General features: G+C 58.8%; 20 protein-coding genes. 14 read left to right on the forward strand and 6 right to left on the reverse strand.

The genetic code is table 11. The features are described from left to right. Positions 1 to 3 precede the first annotated feature (3 nt). The 3 genes from QF010_RS10535 to QF010_RS10545 are packed head-to-tail and all read right to left on the reverse strand — an operon-like array spanning position 4 to position 2,460. The gene (locus QF010_RS10535; RefSeq protein ID WP_033056209.1) at positions 4 to 771 is read right to left on the reverse strand and encodes a TerB family tellurite resistance protein; all 768 of its coding nucleotides are present in this window, start codon (positions 769 to 771) and stop codon (positions 4 to 6) included. Between the two features lies 1 nt (position 772). Further along, a complete protein-coding gene (gene murU, locus QF010_RS10540) occupies positions 773 to 1,444 on the reverse strand; it encodes an N-acetylmuramate alpha-1-phosphate uridylyltransferase MurU (RefSeq protein WP_033056210.1) in 672 nt (223 codons plus the stop codon). Continuing rightward, entirely contained in the window at positions 1,441 to 2,460 is a 1,020-nt protein-coding gene (locus tag QF010_RS10545; protein WP_033056211.1) for an aminoglycoside phosphotransferase family protein, read from the reverse strand. The genes murU and QF010_RS10545 overlap by 4 nt, the downstream gene beginning before the upstream one ends. 130 nt (positions 2,461 to 2,590) lie before the next feature. On the opposite strand from QF010_RS10545, the gene QF010_RS10550 reads away from it, so the two are divergent. From QF010_RS10550 to QF010_RS10600, 11 genes are all read left to right on the forward strand, one after another. Beyond that, positions 2,591 to 5,407, forward strand: coding sequence for an LPS-assembly protein LptD (locus QF010_RS10550; protein ID WP_429533087.1), 2,817 nt, complete (start codon positions 2,591 to 2,593; stop codon positions 5,405 to 5,407). Beyond that, the gene (gene surA / locus QF010_RS10555; RefSeq protein WP_033056213.1) at positions 5,388 to 6,704 is read left to right on the forward strand and encodes a peptidylprolyl isomerase SurA; all 1,317 of its coding nucleotides are present in this window, start codon (positions 5,388 to 5,390) and stop codon (positions 6,702 to 6,704) included. Before QF010_RS10550 ends, surA begins: the two co-directional genes overlap by 20 nt. After that, entirely contained in the window at positions 6,701 to 7,690 is a 990-nt protein-coding gene (gene pdxA / locus QF010_RS10560; protein WP_429511765.1) for a 4-hydroxythreonine-4-phosphate dehydrogenase PdxA, read from the forward strand. Before surA ends, pdxA begins: the two co-directional genes overlap by 4 nt. Continuing rightward, positions 7,687 to 8,505, forward strand: a complete 819-nt coding sequence (gene rsmA, locus QF010_RS10565) for a 16S rRNA (adenine(1518)-N(6)/adenine(1519)-N(6))-dimethyltransferase RsmA (RefSeq protein WP_046052364.1) — start codon at positions 7,687 to 7,689, stop codon at positions 8,503 to 8,505. The genes pdxA and rsmA overlap by 4 nt, the downstream gene beginning before the upstream one ends. 121 nt (positions 8,506 to 8,626) lie before the next feature. Then, positions 8,627 to 9,007: a Co2+/Mg2+ efflux protein ApaG gene (gene apaG / locus QF010_RS10570; protein WP_046052365.1), complete on the forward strand. Its 381-nt coding sequence runs from the start codon at positions 8,627 to 8,629 to the stop codon at positions 9,005 to 9,007. Further along, on the forward strand, positions 9,007 to 9,888 hold the full coding sequence (locus QF010_RS10575) for a symmetrical bis(5'-nucleosyl)-tetraphosphatase (RefSeq protein WP_429533088.1): 882 nt from the start codon (positions 9,007 to 9,009) through the stop codon (positions 9,886 to 9,888). Before apaG ends, QF010_RS10575 begins: the two co-directional genes overlap by 1 nt. Positions 9,889 to 9,921: 33 nt before the next feature. Further along, complete coding sequence (gene glpE, locus QF010_RS10580; protein ID WP_429533089.1) at positions 9,922 to 10,251, forward strand: thiosulfate sulfurtransferase GlpE; 330 nt, start codon at positions 9,922 to 9,924, stop codon at positions 10,249 to 10,251. A 296-nt stretch (positions 10,252 to 10,547) separates the two neighbouring features. Beyond that, a complete protein-coding gene (locus tag QF010_RS10585; protein ID WP_033056218.1) occupies positions 10,548 to 12,470 on the forward strand; it encodes a PrkA family serine protein kinase in 1,923 nt (640 codons plus the stop codon). A gap of 202 nt (positions 12,471 to 12,672) precedes the next feature. Further along, positions 12,673 to 13,944: a YeaH/YhbH family protein gene (locus tag QF010_RS10590; RefSeq protein ID WP_033056219.1), complete on the forward strand. Its 1,272-nt coding sequence runs from the start codon at positions 12,673 to 12,675 to the stop codon at positions 13,942 to 13,944. Then, positions 13,941 to 15,503, forward strand: coding sequence for a SpoVR family protein (locus QF010_RS10595; RefSeq protein ID WP_033056220.1), 1,563 nt, complete (start codon positions 13,941 to 13,943; stop codon positions 15,501 to 15,503). The genes QF010_RS10590 and QF010_RS10595 overlap by 4 nt, the downstream gene beginning before the upstream one ends. A gap of 63 nt (positions 15,504 to 15,566) precedes the next feature. Next, positions 15,567 to 16,796: a multifunctional CCA addition/repair protein gene (locus QF010_RS10600; protein WP_033056221.1), complete on the forward strand. Its 1,230-nt coding sequence runs from the start codon at positions 15,567 to 15,569 to the stop codon at positions 16,794 to 16,796. A gap of 83 nt (positions 16,797 to 16,879) precedes the next feature. Here QF010_RS10600 and folK read toward each other — a convergent pair whose 3' ends face one another. Together folK and folB are read right to left on the reverse strand one after the other, a co-directional pair. Further along, a complete protein-coding gene (folK, locus tag QF010_RS10605) occupies positions 16,880 to 17,398 on the reverse strand; it encodes a 2-amino-4-hydroxy-6-hydroxymethyldihydropteridine diphosphokinase (RefSeq protein ID WP_033056222.1) in 519 nt (172 codons plus the stop codon). Further along, on the reverse strand, positions 17,389 to 17,745 hold the full coding sequence (folB, locus tag QF010_RS10610; RefSeq protein WP_008008297.1) for a dihydroneopterin aldolase: 357 nt from the start codon (positions 17,743 to 17,745) through the stop codon (positions 17,389 to 17,391). Before folB ends, folK begins: the two co-directional genes overlap by 10 nt. A 74-nt stretch (positions 17,746 to 17,819) precedes the next feature. On the opposite strand from folB, the gene plsY reads away from it, so the two are divergent. After that, positions 17,820 to 18,389, forward strand: coding sequence for a glycerol-3-phosphate 1-O-acyltransferase PlsY (gene plsY / locus QF010_RS10615; protein WP_008147193.1), 570 nt, complete (start codon positions 17,820 to 17,822; stop codon positions 18,387 to 18,389). 35 nt (positions 18,390 to 18,424) lie between these two features. On the opposite strand, the gene tsaD is transcribed toward plsY, so the two are convergent. Continuing rightward, entirely contained in the window at positions 18,425 to 19,450 is a 1,026-nt protein-coding gene (gene tsaD, locus QF010_RS10620) for a tRNA (adenosine(37)-N6)-threonylcarbamoyltransferase complex transferase subunit TsaD (RefSeq protein WP_027926719.1), read from the reverse strand. Between the two features lie 199 nt (positions 19,451 to 19,649). Here tsaD and rpsU point away from each other — a divergent pair, with 199 nt between their 5' ends. Then, complete coding sequence (rpsU, locus tag QF010_RS10625; RefSeq protein WP_002551877.1) at positions 19,650 to 19,865, forward strand: 30S ribosomal protein S21; 216 nt, start codon at positions 19,650 to 19,652, stop codon at positions 19,863 to 19,865. 482 nt (positions 19,866 to 20,347) lie between these two features. After that, a complete protein-coding gene (dnaG, locus tag QF010_RS10630; protein WP_033056223.1) occupies positions 20,348 to 22,315 on the forward strand; it encodes a DNA primase in 1,968 nt (655 codons plus the stop codon). The last annotated feature ends 55 nt before the right edge of the window (positions 22,316 to 22,370 follow it).

A 22,370-nucleotide genomic window follows, 5' to 3' on the forward strand; every position in this document is an offset into this window, starting at 1 on the left:
CCGCTACCGAAAATCCCGCCGCTCGCGAATCAATGTGTAGGCGCTATGCAGTTCGCGAGTCTTGTCAGTGGCTTCGCGCACCTGCAGCGCCGTCGCACCGCTGCCGGCGATCTTGTCCGGATGATGGCGACTCAGCAGGCGTCGATACGCACGCTTGATCTGCGCCGGCTCGCTGGTCGCCGAAACACCCAAAAGCCGCAGGGCATCCTGATAGGTCAGCGCGGTGCTGCTCTGTGCAAACTTGTGCTGTTCGTAATCGGCCGACAGCGCCTGCACCTGCCGCGTCGTCCAGCCCAGCCATTTACCCCACTGCCTGATCAACTCTCGCTCGGCGCTACCGGCGCGGCCATCCGCCCAGATCATCCGCCAACAGGCGCGCAAGACGCCTTCGGCCGCATGGGGCTGAGCGCTCAAGCGGCGCAAATAACCGCGCAACCGGTCATCTCCCGACTTGCCGCGATTGAACGCGGCAATGGCCCGACGCTGGGCCGACTCGGTCATGTCCAGCGAACGCATTTCCTGACGGGCCTGCTGGATGTGGCCCTCCACCACCCGCCCATCGCTCTTGGCCAGCCGCCCCAACAACACAAACAGCAGTTCATCGTTGCGCAGCACGGAGCGGCCACCGAGCCTTTCTCGCAAGTGCGCCCAGGTCTGTATGTGCAAGTGCCGATCCAGCACCTGCCCCAACAAGGCGCCCAGCATGGCCCCCGGAATGCTGGCGATGTAAAAGCCCGCTCCGGCTCCAATCAGAGTCCCTGGCCACAGCATGTCAGCGTCTCGCTTCTAACAGGGTTTCGACTTCAGCCAGACGTTCGTGAGTGCCAACATCCACCCAATGTCCATTCAAGTGCTCACCGGTGACGCGTCCATCGGCCATGGCCTTGCGCAGCAGCGGTGCAAGCTTGAAGGCGCCGTCGGAGCAACCGTCGAACAGCTGCGGGTGCAGTACCGCGATGCCGCTGTAGGTCAGGGTTGCAGTGTCCGGTTGACCGTCGCGGACTTGCCCGTCGATCAGGCTGAAATCGCCGGTCGGGTGATGCGCAGGGTTATCCGCCAACACCAAATGCGCCAGCCCGGTGATGGGGTGGTGCAATACGCTGAAGTCGTAGTCGGTCCAGATGTCACCGTTGACCACCACAAAGGCCTCGTCACCCAGCAACGGCAGCGCGCGGAAAATCCCGCCTCCGGTTTCCAGCGGCTCACCTTCCGGTGAGTACTGAATACGTACGCCGTATTGCGAGCCATCGCCCAGGTAGTTTTCGATCAGCTGGCCGAGCCAGGCATGGTTGATCACCACCTCGGTAAATCCCGCCACCGCCAAGGCTTTCAAGTGATACTCGATCAACGGAATACCGCCCGCGCGAACCAGCGGTTTCGGCGTGGTCAGGGTCAGCGGGCGCATGCGCTCGCCCTTCCCTGCCGCCAGAATCATTGCCTTCATGCATTCACTCCAGCACGCAGACTCAGCAGCAACACATCCAGCTCGGCCAGTTCAGGACGGCGGGCGATCACAGCGTCTATATAAGCAAAGAAGCGCGGTACATCGCCAAGATAGCGCGGCTTGCCGTCGCGGTGGCAGATGCGGGCAAAGATGCCGATCACTTTCAGGTGCCGCTGCACGCCCATCAGGTCACTGGCACGCAGGAAATCTTCGAAGTCGGGCTGAACCGGGATCCCGAGATCGCCCGCTTGCTGCCAGTAAGCTTCCAGCCAACCATGCACACGCTCCTCGGGCCAGCTGAGGAACGCGTCCTTGAACAGGCAGGTCACGTCGTAGGTCACGGGACCATAGACGGCGTCCTGGAAATCCAGCACACCGGGATTGGGCTCGCTAAGCATCAGGTTGCGCGGCATGTAATCGCGGTGCACCAACACTTTAGGCTGGGCCAGTGCGCTGTCGATCAATAGCTCAGTCACGTTCTGCCAGAGCATTTGCTGCGCCGAGTCGAACTCGATGCCCAATTCGCGCTTCACGTACCATTCGGGGAACAATTCCAGCTCGCGACGCAGCAGCGCCACGTCATAACTTGGCAGCGGTGCAACCATCGGCAACTGCTGAAAAGCCAGCAGCGCTTGCAGGGCATCGTTGAACAAATCGTCGGCATTTTCGCTGTCGATCACGTCCAGATAAGTCTTGTTGCCCAGGTCATTGAGCAAAAGAAAACCACGTTCGAGGTCTTCGGCATAAATTTTCGGAACATTTATTCCGGATTTCGCCAGCAAAAAAGCGATATCCACGAAGGGTTTACAGTTTTCCTGGGGAGGTGGCGCGTCCATCACGACGAAGCTTCTGCCCTCGCCTTCCCAGCGGAAATAGCGTCGAAAACTCGCATCGCTACTGGCCGCGGTCAACGTGGCCGGGGGTACGGCACCCCAACCCTGTTCTGCAAAGAGGGCAGCCAATTGCTCATCGAGCCAAACTTTCAGGTGTTGCAAACGTACATCTTGGTCAGGCATTGCAAGGGTCTCCGACGGCGCTAGCCGTCAAGCGGGTCATGCTTTATTATCCAGCATCTTTTTCAGACCATCGAGAGGCGTGCGGCCCACACCGCGGGCAGATGGCACGCAGGAAGCCCGGACTAATAAGATGGCATTGAAATCCCCCGCGTTTCGTAAAAAATTTCCGTTGTTGGTTACCGGCAGTCTGCTGGCCCTGCAACCTCTAGCCACTTCGTTCGTGGTCGCCGCGGAACAGTATGACTGCTCAGTCTCTGCTTCGGGGGCCTGGAACTGTGCGCCAAAATCTCCAGCAGCTGCGCTGCCACCTCGCCCCGTCCATGACGGCAGCGCGGCGGTCAGCACGAGCGGCGAGACTCCGGCTGACAGCGGTTCAAGTCAAGACACCGGCGCCAAGCCTGTGCTGGTGACCGAATCCAAGGGCCGTGGCCTGAAGTCGCGTAGCGAAGACTACAGTCACCTCGATTGGGTTCCACGCGAGAAGCTCACTGCAGCGCAATTGGCCGAAACCGGTCCTTACTGCTCTGGTTCCTATATCGAACCGATTCGTCCTGGCATGAATGACAAGACGAATAAAAGTGACGCTCCGACCTTTCTCGGCGCCAAAGCCTCTCGCTATAAGCAGGATGAGCAGGTCGCGACCCTGGCCGGTGACGTGGTCATGCGTCAGGGCAGCATGCAGGTCGAAGCCGACGAAGCGAATCTTTACCAGGCCGAGAGCCGTGGCGAACTGAGCGGCAACGTCCGTGTTCGCGACAACGGCGCGCTGATCGTGGGCGACCACGCCGACGTGCAGCTCGACACCGGCGAAGCCAAGGTCGACAACGCTGAATACGTGATGCACAAATCCCGTATCCGCGGTAATGCGCTGTACGCCAAACGTGCCGAGAACGCGATCATCCGCCTCAAGGATGGTACGTACACCACGTGCGAACCGAACAGCAACGCCTGGCAGCTCAAGGGCAACAACATCACCTTGAACCCGGCCACCGGCTTCGGTACCGCGACCAACGTGACGCTGCGGGTCAAGGACATTCCGGTTCTGTACACGCCATACATCTATTTCCCGATCGACGACCGTCGCCAGTCCGGCTTCCTGCCGCCGACCATCGGCACCGGCAGCGATACCGGCTTCATGCTGGTCACACCGTATTACTTCAACCTGGCACCGAACTACGATGCCACGTTGTACCCGCGCTACATGGGCAAGCACGGGCTGTTGATGGAAGGCGAATTCCGTTACCTGACCCCGTCCAGCGAAGGTCAGTTCGGTGCTGCGTACCTCAACGACGAAGACACTGATCGCAAGCTGCAGACCGACTACGAAAAAACCCGGTACATGTACAACTGGCAGCACAAGGGTGGTCTCGACTCACGCGTTCTGACACAAGTCGATTACACCAAGATCAGCGATCCGTATTACTTCCAGGATCTGCAAACCGACCAGATTGGTGTGAAAAGCTCTGACTACGTAAACCAGCAGGGCTCGGTCACCTATCGTGGCGACAGCTACACTGCCCGTCTCAACGCCCAGGCTTACCAGCTGGCGACCGTTTCCAACATCACGCCGTATAATCGTTTGCCGCAGATCACCTTCGACGGTGCACTGCCGGAGCATCCGGGCGGACTGGATTTCGCTTACAACACTGAAATCGTGCGGTTTGATCGTGACCTGGAAAATGGCACCTTCACTGATGAAAACGGCAATGTCAGTCCACGTCTGGACACCAACGTTCAAGGCCTGGCGCGCGCTACCGGTGATCGTCTGAACGTCGCCCCGGTTGTCAGCTATCCGATGAATGCCAGCTATGGTTTCCTGAAGCCATCGCTCAAGTACCAGTACACGCAGTACCAACTGGACCTGGACAGTATCGGCAAAAACCAGATCGTGGCTCAAGATCAAGCCGCAGCTGCAGCCGGGACTGAAAATATCAATGGTCATTTTGGCAGCAACCAGAGCCGCGGCGTTCCGATCGCCAGCATCGACAGCGGCCTGTACTTCGATCGCAACACCCAATGGTTCGGTAAAAACTATCGCCAGACCCTTGAGCCGCGCCTGTACTACCTCTATGTCCCCGAGAAGGATCAGGAAGACATTCCTGTTTTCGACACCGGTGAATACACCTTCAACTACGCGTCGCTGTTCCGTGACAACCGCTTCTCCGGCTCCGACCGCGTCGGCGACGAGAACAAACTGTCTCTGGGCATAACCAACCGCTGGATCGAAGACAATGGCTTCGAACGTCAACGCATCAGCGTCGGCCAAGCCTTGTACTTCAAGGACCGCGAAGTCCAGCTGCCGGGGATCGATGCCAGAACCCGCGACGATGCGCATGCCAACGTTTCGCCTTATGCACTGGAATACGAATACCGCTGGAACCGCGATTGGCGCACCACGGCCGATTACAACTGGGACCCGGACAGCCGCAGCCCTCGCTCGGGCAGCGCGATGTTCCACTACCAGCCTGAAGACAACCCGAACAAGGTCATCAACGCTGGCTATCGCTATCGCAATGACCAGGTCCGTTACGACCAGAATACCGGTAAATGGTCGGTGGGCGGTGGTGACTATGGCACCCCGGGGCAGCCTGGCTACGTGAAGGACTACTACAAGATCAAGCAGCACGATTTCTCGGTGATCTGGCCGATCGTGCCGCAATGGAACGTCATCAGCCGCTGGCAGTATGACTACAACCGTAACCGCACCCTGGACGCCTTTGGTGGTTTCGAGTACGACAACTGCTGCTGGAAACTGCGCTTGATCAACCGCTACTTCGTCGACTACGACGAATTTAGCCAGGACGCTCCGCAAAACGAAAAAGGCGACCATGGCGTCTTCCTCCAAATTGTTCTGAAGGGACTCGGCGGCCTCACCGGCGCCAAAGTAGAGAGCTTCCTCGACAAAGGCATCCAAGGTTATCGTGAACGTGAAGACCAAGCTTTCTGATTGTCTGCGCCCGCTGATGCTGGGCGCGCTGTTCCTGGGTACCGCGGCGAACGCCGCGGTGCAGTCCATCGATAAAGTGGTGGCCATTGTCGACAACGACGTGGTCATGCAGAGCCAACTGGACCAACGCGTTCATGAGGTTCAGCAAACCATCGCCAAGCGTGGTTCCGCCGTACCGCCGGCCAACGTGCTGAATCAGCAGGTACTTGAACGTCTGATCGTCGAAAACCTGCAACTGCAGATCGGCGAGCGTTCCGGCATCCGCATTACCGATGAAGAGTTGAACCAGGCTGTCGGCACCATTGCCCAGCGCAATAACATGTCGATCGAGCAATTTCGCACAGCCCTGACTCGCGACGGTCTGTCTTATGAAGACGCCCGCGACCAGATTCGCCGCGAGATGGTCATCAGCCGTGTGCGTCAGCGTCGCGTGGCCGAGCGTATCCAGGTTTCCGAACAGGAAGTGAAGAACTTCCTCGCTTCCGACCTTGGCAAAATGCAGCTGTCCGAAGAATTCCGTCTGGCCAACATCCTGATTCCTACGCCGGAAAGCGCCAACTCCGACGCGATTCAGAGTGCGGCCAAACAAGCGGACGCGGTCTACCAGCAGCTCAAGCAAGGCGCTGACTTCGGTCAGTTGGCAATCGCCAAATCCGCCAGCGAAACCGCACTGGAAGGTGGCGACATGGGCTGGCGTAAAGCCGGTCAACTGCCACCTCCGTTCGATCGCATGCTGAGCACCATGGCTGTCGGCGACATTACCCAGCCAATGCGCACACCCGGTGGCTTCATCATCCTGAAGATCCTCGACAAGCGTGGCGGCGAAACCCAGACACGCGATGAAGTGCACGTGCGTCATATCCTGGTCAAGCCGAGCCCGATCCGCGACGAAGCAAAAACCAAGGCGCTGGCTGAGTCGCTCTACACCCGTATCGAAGCGGGCGAAGATTTCGGCGAGCTGGCGAAAAGCTTCTCGGAAGATCCGGGTTCCGCCCTCAACGGTGGCGACCTGAACTGGGTCGACCCAAATGCATTGGTGCCTGAATTCCGTGAAGTGATGGCCAAGACCCCGCAAGGTCAGCTGTCCAAGCCGTTCCAGACCCAATATGGCTGGCACGTGCTGGAAGTCCTTGGCCGTCGTGCCACGGACAGCACCACCCAGGCGCGCGAGCAGCAAGCAATGACCGTATTGCGTAACCGCAAATATGATGAAGAGCTGCAAACCTGGCTGCGTCAGATCCGTGACGAAGCGTACGTAGAGATCAAACTCCCTGGTGCAGACCAGGCAGCGCAGTGAAACCCAAACGTTTCGCGCTGACACCCGGTGAACCGGCCGGCATAGGTCCTGACCTGTGCCTGCTGCTCGCCTCGCAAGCCCAGCCACATCCCCTGATTGCCATTACCAGCCACGACCTGCTCCTTGAGCGGGCCGTGCAGCTGGGTGTGGTTGTCGATTTGCTGCCGGTCACCCCGGACAGCTGGCCGGATGTACCCGCGCCAGCCAACAGCCTGTATGTCTGGGATACACCGCTCAACGCCAAGGTCACCGCCGGGCAACTGGACAAGGCCAACGCGGCTTTCGTTCTGGAAACCCTGACCCGCGCTGGCCAAGGCTGCCTGGACGGGCATTTTGCCGGCATGATCACAGCCCCTGTACACAAGGGCGTGATCAATGAATCCGGGATCGCCTTTTCCGGGCACACAGAATTTCTCGCCGACCTGACCCATACCGCCCAAGTGGTGATGATGCTCGCCACTCGCGGATTGCGCGTGGCACTGGTCACCACTCACCTGCCTCTTCGCGAGATTGCCGATGCGATCACGCCGGAGCGTCTGGAACGGGTCACGCGAATTCTGCACGCCGATCTACAAGAAAAATTCGGCATTGCCCGGCCACGCATCCTGGTGTGTGGGCTCAACCCCCATGCCGGCGAAGGCGGACACCTGGGCCATGAAGAAATCGACATCATCGAACCTACATTAGAGCGCCTGCGCGGCGAAGGAATGGACCTTCGTGGCCCCCTGCCCGCCGACACTCTGTTTACCCCCAAGTATCTGGAGCACTGCGATGCAGTGCTGGCGATGTACCACGACCAGGGCCTGCCTGTGCTGAAGTACAAAGGCTTCGGTGCGGCAGTCAACGTGACCCTCGGCTTGCCGATCATCCGCACATCGGTCGACCACGGCACTGCCCTGGACCTGGCCGGTAGCGGCAAAATCGATACCGGCAGCCTGCAAGTCGCCCTGGAAACCGCCTACCAGATGGCCGAGACCCGTTTATGACCGAGCATTACCAACACCGGGCGCGCAAGCGCTTCGGCCAGAACTTCCTGCACGATGCCGGCGTTATCGACCGCATCCTGCGCGCCATCCACGCCAAGCCCGAAGACCGTCTGCTGGAAATCGGCCCTGGCCAGGGTGCGCTGACTCAAGGCCTGCTTAACAGCGGCGCCCAGCTGGACGTGGTGGAACTGGACAAGGATCTGATCCCGATCCTCAACCAGCAATTTGCCAGCAAGAGCAATTTCAACCTGCATCAGGGCGACGCGCTGAAGTTCGACTTCACCAGCCTGAACGCTGCGCCGAACAGCCTGCGGGTGGTCGGCAACCTGCCGTACAACATCTCTACGCCGCTGATTTTTCACCTGCTGCATAACGCCAGTCTGATTCGCGACATGCATTTCATGCTGCAAAAAGAAGTGGTCGAGCGCCTGGCAGCAGGCCCTGGCGGTGGTGATTGGGGCCGCTTGTCGATCATGGTTCAGTATCACTGCCGGGTTGAACACCTGTTCAACGTTGGCCCGGGCGCGTTCAATCCGCCGCCCAAAGTCGATTCGGCCATCGTGCGCCTGGTGCCTCACGCGGTGCTGCCGCACCCGGCCAAGGATCACAAGCTGTTGGAACGAGTCGTGCGCGAAGCCTTTAACCAGCGCCGCAAGACCCTGCGTAACACCCTCAAGCTGCTGCTGAGCAACGCTGAAATCGAAGCCGCCGGCGTTGATGGCAGCCTGCGCCCCGAACAGCTCGATCTGGCCGCCTTCGTGCGCCTGGCCGACAAGCTCAGCGAACAAGTCTTACAGGCGCCCGCCGCCGACTGACAGGCAATGAGCGTTATCGGGTAGGACACCAGCCTTCATGTCTGGTCTACTACCCGATACTTGGCCTAGACTGAGTTCTATCAGCTACGCCCCGCGTTCCGCTTCGTTTAAGGCCTCTTGCATGTCCGATCCTCGTTACCAGGTCGACGTCAGCGTCGTCACCCGCTATCTGGCAGAACAATCGCAACCCGAGCAAAACCGCTTTGCCTTCGCCTACACCATTACCGTGCACAACAATGGCGAGCTACCGGCCAAACTGTTGTCGCGGCACTGGGTGATCACCGACGGTGACGGGCATGTCGAAGAGGTTCGCGGTGCAGGCGTTGTTGGCCAACAACCGTTGATCGATGTCGGCGAAAGCCACACCTACAGCAGCGGCACCGTCATGACCTCCAAGGTCGGCACGATGCAGGGCACTTATGAAATGGTTGCCGATGACGGCAAACACTTCGACGCCATCATCGCCCCATTCCGTCTGGCGGTGCCCGGAGCCCTGCACTGATGGCAACGTACGCCGTCGGCGATCTGCAAGGCTGCCTTCAAGCATTGCAATGCCTGCTCAAGCAAGTCGCCTTCGACCCGGCACGGGATCGTCTGTGGCTGGTCGGCGATCTGGTCAACCGCGGCCCGCAGTCGCTGGACACCTTGCGCTTCCTCTATAGCATCCGCGAATCGCTGGTGTGCGTGCTCGGTAACCATGACCTGCACTTGCTGGCCGCCGGGAAAAACATCGAACGCCTGAAGAAGTCCGACACCCTGCTCGAGATTCTCGCAGCACCCGATTGCGCGGAACTGCTGGAGTGGCTGCGTCAGCAAAAGCTCATGCACTACGACGAACAGCGCGATGTCGCCCTGGTACATGCGGGCATTCCGCCCCAGTGGTCACTGCGCAAGGCCTTGAAGCATGCCGCCGAAGTCGAGACGGCATTGCGCGATGACAACCTGTTGCCGCCCTACCTCGATGGCATGTACGGCAACGATCCGGCGAAATGGGACAGCGACCTCAAAGGCGTGACACGCCTGCGGGTGATCACCAACTATTTCACCCGCATGCGGTTTTGTACCGCCGAGGGCAAGCTTGACCTCAAAAGCAAGGAAGGCCTCGACAATGCGCCACCGGGCTACAAACCCTGGTTTCAGCACAAAGAGCGCAAGACCAAGGGCCTGAAGATCATCTTCGGCCACTGGGCCGCTCTGGAAGGCCAATGCAATGAGCCGGGCATCTCTGCCCTCGACACCGGTTGTGTCTGGGGTGGCGCCCTGACCCTCATGAATGTCGACAGCGGTGAACGCCTGTCTTGCAAATGCGACGAGCATGGCCTTGCGCTGCCGCCAGTCGCCGCACTTATCCCCGAACCATCGTCAGCAAGCGCCCCGCGCTAGACTGCGCTTTCAGCCGAGCCACAGGAGCCCGCCATGAGCGAATTCAAACGTATCCCCCCGGAACAGGCCCAAGCCCTGCGCGAACAAGGCGCGGTGGTGGTCGATGTTCGCGACCCAGCGACCTTCGCAGCACTGCACATCGCCGGCTCGAAGCATCTGGATAACCACTCCATCTCGGATTTCATCCGCGCTGCCGACCTCGACGCACCGACAGTGGCGGTCTGCTACCACGGCAATTCCAGCCAGAGCGCCGCTGCGTACCTCATTAGTCAGGGCTTCTCCGACGTCTACAGCATGGATGGCGGTTTTGAGCTGTGGCGTACGACTTATCCTTCGGAAACGGCGCAAGGCACTTCCGAATAATTTTTTTGTAACGCGCAAGCCCCGGCCCCCGCGGGCTCGCGCGGTGGCAGACGAACGGTCTGCCACAACTAATTACGTATCTCGCCTTTACCTGCCGAATTCCCAACTATCCTTAAGCGCAGGCCATCCAAAACAGGGGAGAGCCGGTACACCGGCGCGCGGGTCATCGGGAGTAGCTTTCGGGGTAGTCAGCTTCGAAAGATTTCTGGGGGGTAAACAGCGACTGCATATTCGGTCGCTGCCAGCATCGACTGAATGATCCGGCGTCGGCTCCACGTATCGAGCGAGGTGACGTCATGAGTATCTTTAGCCACTTCCAACAACGCTTCGAGTCCACACGCCAGGAAGAACTCTCGCTGCAAGAGTATCTTGAACTGTGCAAAAGCGACCGCAGCGCCTACGCCTCCGCCGCCGAGCGTCTGTTACTGGCCATCGGCGAGCCGGAACTTCTCGACACCTCGGCCAACTCGAGGCTGTCGCGGATCTTCTCCAACAAGGTGATCCGCCGCTATCCGGCCTTTGAAGACTTCCATGGGATGGAAGAATGCATTGACCAGATCGTGTCGTATTTCCGCCATGCCGCTCAGGGCCTGGAAGAGAAGAAACAGATTCTCTATTTGCTCGGCCCTGTGGGTGGCGGTAAATCGTCCCTGGCCGAGAAGCTGAAACAGCTGATCGAAAAAGTGCCCTTCTACGCGATCAAGGGCTCGCCGGTATTCGAATCGCCTCTGGGTCTGTTCAACGCCACCGAAGATGGCGCGATCCTCGAGGAAGACTTCGGCATTCCACGGCGCTACCTCAACACCATCATGTCGCCATGGGCTACCAAACGCCTGGCCGAATTCGGCGGCGACATCAGCCAGTTCCGCGTGGTGAAGCTCTATCCGTCGATCCTCAACCAGATCGCCGTGGCCAAAACCGAACCGGGAGATGAAAACAACCAGGACATCTCGGCGCTGGTGGGTAAGGTCGATATCCGCAAACTCGAAGAATTCCCGCAGAACGACGCCGACGCCTACAGCTACTCGGGCGCACTGTGCCGGGCCAACCAGGGCCTGATGGAATTCGTCGAAATGTTCAAGGCACCGATCAAGGTGCTGCACCCACTGCTGACTGCCACCCAGGAAGGCAACTACAACAGTACCGAAGGTCTGGGGGCGATTCCGTTTACCGGGATCCTGCTGGCCCACTCCAACGAATCGGAATGGCACACCTTCCGTAACAACAAGAACAACGAAGCCTTCATCGACCGGATCTACATCGTCAAAGTGCCGTACTGCCTGCGGGTCAGCGACGAAGTGAAGATCTACGACAAGCTTCTGTTCAACAGCTCCCTGGCCAAGGCTCACTGTGCGCCTGACACCCTGAAGATGCTTGCCCAGTTCACCGTACTCTCGCGCCTGAAAGAGCCGGAAAACTCCAACATCTACTCCAAAATGCGCGTGTATGACGGCGAAAACCTCAAGGATACCGATCCGAAGGCCAAGTCGATCCAGGAATACCGTGACAACGCGGGTGTCGATGAAGGCATGAACGGCCTGTCGACCCGGTTCGCGTTCAAGATCCTGTCGAAAGTGTTCAACTTTGATCCGCACGAAATCGCCGCCAACCCGGTGCATTTGCTTTACGTGCTGGAACAACAGATCGAACAGGAACAATTCCAGGCGGAAACCCGCGAACGCTATCTGCGCTTCCTCAAGGAGTACCTGGCACCGCGCTATATCGAGTTCATCGGCAAGGAAATCCAGACCGCCTACCTCGAGTCTTACAGCGAGTACGGCCAGAACATCTTCGATCGTTATGTGCTGTACGCCGACTTCTGGATCCAGGACCAGGAATACCGCGACCCGGAAACCGGCGAGATCCTCAACCGCGTAGCGCTGAACGAAGAACTGGAGAAAATCGAAAAACCGGCCGGCATCAGCAATCCGAAGGATTTCCGCAACGAAATCGTCAACTTCGTGCTGCGCGCCCGGGCCAACAACAACGGCAAAAACCCGACCTGGCTCAGCTACGAAAAACTGCGGGTGGTCATCGAGAAAAAAATGTTCTCCAACACCGAGGACCTCCTGCCAGTCATCAGCTTCAATGCCAAGGCCAGCAAAGAGGACCAGCAGAAACACAACGACTTCGTCACACGGATGGTCGAGCGGGGCTACACCGACAAACAGGTACGACTGCTGTCCGAGTGGTACCTGCGGGTCAGAAAATCACAATAACCCGCTGCCGGTCAGACCGGTTGTCGTCAGCCAGAGGCCTGTGTGCGCATTTTCTGTTACACAGACCTCTGGAAGGTGTTCGAAAGTCGGTAGCGAGGTTCAGGCAGCGTCCAAAAGCGCTTGGGGGAGCGTGAACATCCCTTGGCACCGTCGATGCTGCATAACCGCTCGCCCCTTTCAGGACAGCTTCTAAGGAGCAGTCATGAGCTATGTGATCGACCGACGTCTCAATGGCAAGAACAAGAGCACGGTGAACCGTCAGCGGTTTCTGCGGCGTTACCGTGATCACATCAAAAAGGCTGTCGAAGAGGCGGTCAGCCGGCGCTCCATTACCGATATGGAACACGGCGAACAGATCAGCATCCCCGGTCGCGACATTGACGAGCCGGTGCTTCACCACGGTCGCGGTGGCAAGCAGACCGTCGTGCACCCGGGCAACAAGGAATTCACCAGCGGCGAGCACATTGCCCGCCCGCCCGGAGGTGGCGGTGGCAGAGGCCCCGGCAAGGCCGGCAACTCGGGCGAAGGGATGGACGAATTCGTCTTCCAGATCACCCAGGAGGAATTCCTCGAATTCATGTTCGAGGACCTTGAGCTGCCGAACCTGGTCAAGCGCAACCTGACCGGCACCGACACCTTCAAGACCGTTCGTGCCGGGATCAGTAACGAGGGCAATCCGTCGCGGATCAACATCATCCGCACCTTGCGCTCGGCCCATGCACGGCGAATCGCCCTGTCTGGGAGCAGCCGGGCAAAATTACGCGAAGCCAAAGAAGAACTGCTGCGACTCAAACGTGATGAGCCAGACAACTTCGGTGATATTCAAGAAGTCGAAGCAGAAATCGAAAAACTCAGTGCGCGCATTCATCGCGTACCGTTCCTCGATACCTTCGACCTCAAGTACAACCTGCTCATCAAGCAACCCAACCCCAGTTCCAAGGCGGTGATGTTCTGCCTGATGGACGTGTCCGGCTCCATGACCCAAGCGACCAAGGACATCGCCAAGCGCTTCTTTATCCTGCTGTACCTGTTTCTCAAGCGTAACTACGACAAGATCGACGTCGTGTTCATCCGCCACCACACCAGTGCCCGGGAAGTGGATGAGGAAGAGTTTTTCTACTCCCGCGAAACCGGCGGCACCATCGTTTCCAGCGCCTTGAAACTGATGCAGGAGATCATGGCCGAACGCTATCCGAGCAATGAGTGGAACATCTACGCCGCCCAGGCCTCCGACGGCGATAACTGGAACGACGACTCGCCAATCTGCCGCGACATTCTGATCAATCAGATCATGCCGTTCGTGCAGTACTACACTTACGTTGAGATCACCCCCCGCGAACATCAGGCCCTGTGGTTCGAGTACGAACGCATCGCTGAAGCCTTCTCTGACACTTTTGCCCAGCAACAACTGGTCTCGGCCGGGGATATCTATCCGGTCTTCCGTGAACTCTTCCAGCGCAGGTTAGTGACATGACCGCCAAAGAGCAGAAGCGCCAACCCATTTCCACCGGCTCCGAATGGACGTTCGAGCTGATCCAGGCCTACGACAAGGAAATCAGCCGCCTGGCGGCTCGTTACGCACTCGATACTTACCCCAACCAGATCGAAGTGATCACCGCCGAGCAGATGATGGACGCCTACGCCTCCGTCGGCATGCCGCTGGGTTATCACCATTGGTCCTACGGCAAACACTTCCTCAGCACCGAGAAATCCTACACTCGTGGCCAGATGGGGCTCGCCTACGAAATCGTGATCAACTCGGACCCGTGCATCGCCTATTTGATGGAAGAAAACACCATCTGCATGCAGGCGTTGGTCGTCGCCCATGCCTGCTACGGGCATAACAGCTTTTTCAAAGGCAACTACCTGTTCCGCACCTGGACTGACGCCAGTTCAATCATTGATTACCTGGTTTTCGCCAAGCAATACATCATGCAGTGCGAAGAGCGCCACGGTATCGACGCGGTCGAGGACCTGCTGGATTCCTGCCACGCCCTGATGAACTACGGGGTCGATCGCTACAAACGTCCGTATCCGATTTCCGCCGAAGAAGAACGTCGCCGGCAAAAGGATCGGGAAGAGCATCTGCAGAAGCAGATCAACGATCTGTGGAGGACCATTCCAAAAGGTGCAGACAAGTACAGCGACAAGGACAACGCGCGCTTCCCCGCCGAACCTCAGGAAAACATCCTCTACTTCATCGAAAAACACGCACCGCTGCTGGAGCCATGGCAGCGGGAAATCGTGCGGATCGTGCGCAAGATCGCTCAGTATTTCTACCCGCAACGCCAGACTCAGGTGATGAACGAAGGCTGGGCCACGTTCTGGCATTACACCCTGATGAACGACCTGTATGACGAAGGCCTGGTGACCGACGGCTTCATGATGGAGTTTTTGACGTCCCACACCAGCGTGGTCTACCAACCCGGCTTCGACAGCCCCTACTACAACGGCATCAACCCCTACACCCTGGGTTTTGCCATGTACCGGGACATCCGCCGCATGTGCGAACACCCTACCGAAGAGGACTACCGCTGGTTCCCTGAGATTGCCGGTACCGACTGGCTGTCGAGCATCAAATTCGCCATGAGCAGCTTCAAGGATGAAAGCTTTATCCTGCAGTACCTGTCACCCCAGGTGATCCGTGACCTGAAGTTGTTCAGCATTCTTGATGATGACCAGAAGGACGATCTGCTGGTCCCGGCCATTCATGACGAAGGTGGCTACCGCATCATCCGTGAAACCCTGGCGGCGCAGTACAACCTCGGCAATCGTGAACCCAACGTGCAGATTTACAGCATCGACCGGCGTGGTGACCGCTCGTTGACCTTGCGTCACCAGCAACACGACCGTAAACCGCTGGGCGAGTCCACTGAGGAAGTGCTCAAACACCTGCACCGGCTCTGGGGCTTCGACATTCACCTGGAAACCCTGCAAGGGGACCAGGTGATGAAAGTCCATCATGTTCCGCCCAGAGGTGAACACAGCGAGGGGGATTACGGCCGGCTGGACCTGGCTGTCATCCATCTTTGATCCTGTTTCTGCCTCCGGAGGTTCGACGCAAAGGTTATTCTGTCGGGCTAACGGAGGTTTTTTATGCAGATTTATAAAGTCGGCGGCGCGGTACGCGATCGCCTGCTGGGCAAGCCTGTCACCGACATCGATTGGGTGGTGGTTGGCGCCACCACTGAAGAAATGCTCGCCAAGGGTTTTCGGCCGGTAGGTGCGGATTTCCCGGTATTTCTTCACCCGAAAAGCGGTGAGGAATACGCCCTAGCCCGCACCGAGCGCAAAAGCGGACGCGGTTACGGCGGTTTTACCTTTCACGCCAGCCCCGAAGTCACCCTCGAAGAAGACCTGATCCGTCGCGACCTGACCATCAATGCCATGGCCGAAGACGATCAGCAGAACCTGACCGATCCTTACCACGGCCAGCGCGATCTCGAAGCGCGCCTGCTGCGTCACGTTTCCCCCGCGTTCGCCGAAGATCCGCTCAGGGTTCTGCGCGTTGCCCGCTTCGCTGCTCGTTATGCGGGGCTTGGTTTCACCGTCGCGCCAGAGACACTGGAACTGATGCGCCAACTTGGCGAATCAGGCGAACTGGAAGCCTTGACCGCCGAACGCAGCTGGAAGGAAATCTCCCGCGCTCTGATGGAAGATCAGCCACAGGTGTTCATCGAAGTGCTGCGCGAGTGTGGCGCTCTCAAGGTATTGATGTCGGAAGTCGATGCCCTGTTCGGCGTACCGCAACCGGAAGCCCACCACCCGGAAATCGACACGGGCGTGCACACCCTGAGCGTGCTGGAGCAAGCGGCGAAGCATAAACAACCACTCACCGTACGCTGGGCCTGCCTTCTGCACGACCTCGGCAAGGGACTAACGCCGGAGGAAGAATGGCCGCGACACATTGCCCATGAGCACAAGGGCTTGAAGCTGATCAAAGCAGTCAACGAACGCTTCAAGGCGCCGAAGGACTGCCAGGAGCTGGCTTTGCTGGTGGGCGAATATCACACCCACGGCCATCGCGCCTTGGAGCTGAAGCCGTCGACGTTGCTGGAGTTGCTGCAGCGTTTTGACGTTTACCGTCGGCCGCAGCGGTTCGAGGAATTTATCGCGGCGTGCGAAATGGACGCACGTGGACGCAAAGGGCTGGAGCAGCGAAGTTATCCACAGGCGGATTATTTGCGGGGGGCGGCGAATGCGGCGCGGACCGTTGCGGTTCAGCCGTTACTGGAGAAGGGATTCAAGGGGCCGGAACTGGGCGAGGCTCTAAAACGAGAACGGCTTAAAGCTCTGAAGGCTTACAAAGAGGCGGCGTCCGCCTAAAAAAGCTTCGCGAGCAAGCCCGCTCCCACAGGATCAGTGATAAACCTGTGGGAGCGAGCCTGCTCGCGATGGCGTTATCCGCATCACAACAATTCTGAAGGCGTCAACTGCTCACCGCGCCACTCGAACGCCACCGGCGCCAACACCTGATCAATCTGCGCCTCACGCCACAACGCCGCAAAGCTCTTGCCTACACCCGGATGCACGCGATCCGGCGCAATCAGCGACAACGGCCACAGCACGAAGGCATTTTTCAGAATTTCTGTCCGCGGCAGGATCAAGCCATCGAAGTTGCCGACCAGATCGCCGAACAGCAGCACGTCGATATCCAGCGGCAAACCCTTGCGATCCGGTGCATAACGGCCATTGTCCGCCTCGATGAATTTCAGCCGGCGATCCAGCTCCATCAACGGCAAATCGGTATAAGCCGACACCACAAAATTGAAGAATGGCCCGCTCTTGATCCCCACCGGCTGGCTTTCGAACACCGCCGAGCAGCGTATATCCACCAGAAAACCTGCCAAGGCTTCCAGGCCAGCCTGCAAATGGGATTCGCGCTCGATATTGCTACCGAGCCCGAGATACACCTGAGTCAGCGACATCCGCGCTCGATCTCCACGCCCACACCGCCCGTGGCAGCCGGGATGGCACCTGGCTTGGTCAGCTTGAGGCGCATCCAGGTGATGTTGAATTCGCTCATCAGGACTTCAGCCAGACGCTCGGCGAAGGTCTCGACCAGCTGGAACTGCGCCTGCTCGGCAAAGGCCTGGATCCGCGACGACACACTGGCGTAATCGAGCGCCAGCGTCAGGTCATCACCGGCGGCGGCCGGGCGATTATCCCAGGCGAAGCTCAGATCAAGACGCAAGCACTGTCGGATGCCTCGCTCCCAGTCGTAGGCACCAATCACGGTGTCGACTTCCAGGCCCTCGATAAACACTCTGTCCAAGCACTTTTCTCCGCTGCACGACAAGGGCGCAATGCGCCGTTAGAATCAGGGCGTCCTCGCCCGGAATAGTTAGCATGTTTTGGTTACTGGCGACCCTCGCCTACCTGCTCGGCTCTCTGTCCTTCGCCATTTTGCTCAGCCGCCTGACCGGTAACCCCGATCCGCGAATGAGTGGCTCGGGCAATGCCGGCGCCACCAACATGTTGCGCCTGGCCGGCAAAAAACTCGCCGTCCTGACCTTGATCGGAGACCTCTTCAAAGGTCTGCTACCCGTATTGATCGCCGGTGTTGCGGGCCTTTCGCTTCAGGAACAGGCCTGGATCGGCGTCTGTGCCGTCATCGGCCACCTGTTCCCGTTGTACTTTCGCTTCCGCGGCGGCAAGGGTGTCGCCACCTCGGCCGGCATGCTGCTGGGGCTCTACCCGCCCGCCGCACTACTGGCGGTCTGCGCCTGGCTGCTGACGTTCTACCTGACTCGCACCAGCTCACTGGCGGCCTTGATCGCCACACCGCTGACCCTGCCGCTGCTGGCCTGGCAAGAACCGGCGGCATTGCTGCCCATGAGCGCACTCACGGGACTGATCGTCTGGCGCCATCGGGGCAATCTACGCGACCTGTTTGCCGGGCGCGAACGGCATTTTTAAATACCGGACATGAGCGCGGCTCATCCCGCACACCATCACAGCGCCGACAGTTGCTCCATCGGCCAACGCGCCTGCACGCTGATCGCCAGGCTTTCATGCTGACCGGCCTGCAAACGCTGGCAGCCGGCAAAGGCAATCATCGCGCCGTTGTCGGTGCAGAATTCCGGACGAGCATAAAAAACATCGCCCTTCATGTCGCCGAGCATCTTCTCCAGGGAGGTACGCAGTGCCTTGTTGGCGCTGACGCCGCCAGCGATCACCAGACGCTTCATACCGGCCTGTTTCAGGGCACGCTTGCACTTGATGGTCAAAGTCTCCACCACGGCCTGCTGGAACGCCAGCGAGATGTCGCAACGGGCTTGCTCGCTGTCGTCCCCGGCGCTGACGCTCTGCTGCCAGGTGTTCAGGGCGAAGGTTTTCAAGCCACTGAAACTGAAAGCCAGTCCTGGACGGTCGCACATCGGGCGCGGGAAAGTGAAACGTCCTGCAACCCCTTGCTCCGCCAGTCGAGCGATTTCCGGGCCACCCGGATAATTGAGGCCCATCATCTTCGCGGTCTTATCAAAAGCTTCACCGGCGGCATCGTCGAGGGTCTCGCCCAAGAGCGTGTATTGACCAATCCCGTCGACCTGAACCAGCTGCGTATGACCGCCCGATACCAACAAAGCGACGAACGGGAATTCCGGTGGCTGCGTCTCCAGCATCGGCGCCAGCAGGTGACCTTCCATGTGATGCACGCCCAGCGCCGGAATACCCCAGGCGAAGGCCAGCGCCTGAGCGCAAGAGGCGCCCACCAGCAAGGCACCGACCAGGCCAGGACCCGCGGTATAAGCGATGGCGTCGATCTCGGTCGGCACACAGTCAGCTTCGGCCAACACCTGACGAATCAAGGGCAGCATGCGTTTGACGTGGTCACGCGAGGCCAGCTCCGGCACGACCCCGCCATAGGCGCGGTGCAGGTCGATCTGACTGAACAGCGCGTCGGCCAGCAGGCCGCGTTCACTGTCATATAATGCGACACCGGTTTCGTCGCAGGAGGTTTCTAATCCCAGTACTAGCATGGGTTTGCGCCTTGTTTAGGCTGAATTCGAAGGCGCGCATAATAGTCGCCATGGGATGCCCCGACTAGCGGTTTTCGATCAGAGGCTTTGCATTCCGAGCGATGAGGGGTTAACATCCGCAACCCTTAAAAACCGACGTCTTCAAGTGCTCTTTTGCCACGAGGATGTTGACCCCGGTAATGAATGAAGGTAGCTCTGGATGCCAGCCGTCAAAGTAAAAGAGAACGAACCCTTCGACGTAGCTCTGCGTCGTTTCAAGCGCTCCTGCGAAAAAGCCGGTGTACTGGCTGAAGTTCGTAGCCGCGAATTCTACGAGAAGCCTACTTCTGAGCGTAAGCGTAAAGCAGCAGCCGCTGTTAAGCGTCACGCCAAGAAAGTTCAGCGCGAACAGCGCCGCGCCGTTCGTCTGTACTAATACACAGACGTTCGTAGCAAGCTTCTGCCAAGCCCGGCCCTCAGCCGGGCTAATGGCATTTGCGGATAACGCTTGATGCTTCACCGTCAAAGCCGCACACGCGACCGAGACAAATCTGCTTCACAGCGTCAGACCTGGCTCTTTTGCCAGCGGTGCACGTCTTTTCTGACGAGCCTTCCAAGGCTACTGACGAGCACACCCACTGATTCCTCTCACGACGATCAGCCCAAGGCACCTTCTTGCGTGCCCGCTTATGAGCGATCCGAGGCCACCGACTGGCCGCAGCGGATTTCAGCGCAACACTTTCAAATAGTCGAATACTGATTGGTACTAACGTCAGTGGATTTTCGGCAGATACACTTCCCGACAGCGATTATGCAGACGACATCGGTCGAGCCGCACATTTTGCGCGCCTCAAACAACGACTCGTGCTCAGCCGCTCTTCGTTTCGGATTCATTGCAGCGCAGATGACGAGAACGCCATGGCCGGGCTAATTCCCCAGAGCTTCATTGACGACCTTCTGAACCGCACCGACATCGTCGATGTGGTCAGCTCGCGCCTGCAAATGAAAAAGGCCGGCAAGAACTACACTGCCTGCTGCCCGTTCCACAAAGAGAAAACCCCCTCCTTCAGCGTCAGCCCCGACAAGCAGTTCTATTATTGCTTTGGCTGCGGCGCTGGCGGCAACGCCCTCGGCTTCATGATGGACCACGACAACCTGGATTTCGTCCAGGCTGTCGAAGAACTGGCCAAAGCCGCCGGCATGGAAATCCCCCGCGAAGAAAGCGGACGGCCGCACAAACCGCGGCAGCCGACCGATTCGCCGCTCTACCCGCTACTCACCGCCGCCGCCGATTTTTACCGCCAGGCACTGAAAAGTCATCCATCGCGAAAAGCAGCGGTGGATTACTTGAAAGGTCGCGGACTGACCGGCGAAATCGCCCGAGACTTCGGCCTCGGCTTTGCCCCGCCTGGCTGGGACAATCTGTTCAAGCACTTGAGCAGCGACACCCTGCAACAGAAAGCCATGATCGATGCCGGCCTGCTGATCGAGAACGCCGAAACCGGCAAACGCTATGACCGCTTCCGCGATCGCGTGATGTTCCCGATCCGCGACAGCCGCGGGCGAATCATCGCCTTCGGCGGCCGGGTATTGGGCGACGACAAGCCTAAATACCTGAACTCACCGGAAACCCCGGTATTCCATAAGGGCCAGGAACTCTATGGCCTTTATGAAGCACGCAAGAACAACCGCAACCTCGACGAAATCATCGTCGTCGAAGGCTACATGGATGTTATCGCCCTCGCCCAGCAAGGCCTGCGCAATGCTGTCGCGACCCTGGGCACCGCCACCAGCGAAGAGCACTTGAAGCGCCTGTTTCGCGTCGTGCCCAACGTGCTGTTCTGTTTCGACGGCGATCAGGCAGGTCGAAATGCTGCTTGGCGGGCATTGGAGGCAGCGCTGCCGAGCCTGCAGGACGGGCGGCGTGCACGCTTTCTGTTCCTCCCCGAAGGCGAAGACCCGGACACGCTGGTTCGCTCTGAAGGAACCGATGCGTTCCGCGCACGAATCAATCAGCATGCGCAGCCACTGGCCGATTATTTTTTCCAGCAACTGACCGAAGAATCAGACCCGCGCTCGCTCGAAGGCAAGGCCCACATGGCCACCCTCGCAGCACCGCTGATCGACAAGGTCCCCGGGGCGAACCTGCGCATCCTGATGCGTCAGCGCCTGACCGAAATCACCGGACTTAGCGGTGAAGCCGTGAGCCAACTGGTACAAAGCGCCCCCCAGGAAGCGCCGCCGGCGTACGACCCGGGCATCGATTACGACGCCATGCCGGATTACAGCGACTACCATCAGCCGCAGGCACAAGAGATGTATGCGCCGCAGCAGGAATGGACGCCGAAGAAACCCGGCGCCGGCGGCAAGAAATGGGACAAAAAACCGTGGGACAAAAACGGCAAACGCGGTGGTGATCACGATCAACCCCGCGCGCCACGGGTGCCAGCCGCTGTAGAGCCGCCGACCCTGGCCGCCTTGCGCACACTATTGCATCACCCGCAATTGGCCGAGAAAGTCGAGGATGCCGGGCACTTTGCTGCCGAGGATCACACCAACACACAATTGCTGGTGGCCCTTCTCGAAGCCGTACAGAAGAATCCCAAGCTAAACTCATTTCAGTTGATTGCACGCTGGCACGGCACCGAGCAAGGACGTTTGCTCAAGGCGCTGGCGGAAAAGGAATGGCTGATTGACGGAGATAACCTTGAACAACAGTTTTTCGACACCATTACTAGCTTGTCAGCTCGTCAACGCGAGCGAAACCTGGAACAACTTCTCAGGAAAGCACGTCAAAGTGAACTGAGTGCCGAAGAGAAAAATCAACTGCGCGACCTATTAAGTCGCAATGTTTCCGCAACAAGCCCGACCTCAACTGGCGCGTGAGGTCATAGCTCAGGTATAATCCTCGGCTTGTTTTTTGCCCGCCAAGACCTTCAGT

Source organism: Pseudomonas silensiensis, assembly GCF_050434865.1.
In the GTDB taxonomy this organism is placed as follows: Bacteria; Pseudomonadota; Gammaproteobacteria; order Pseudomonadales; family Pseudomonadaceae; genus Aquipseudomonas; species Aquipseudomonas fluorescens_W.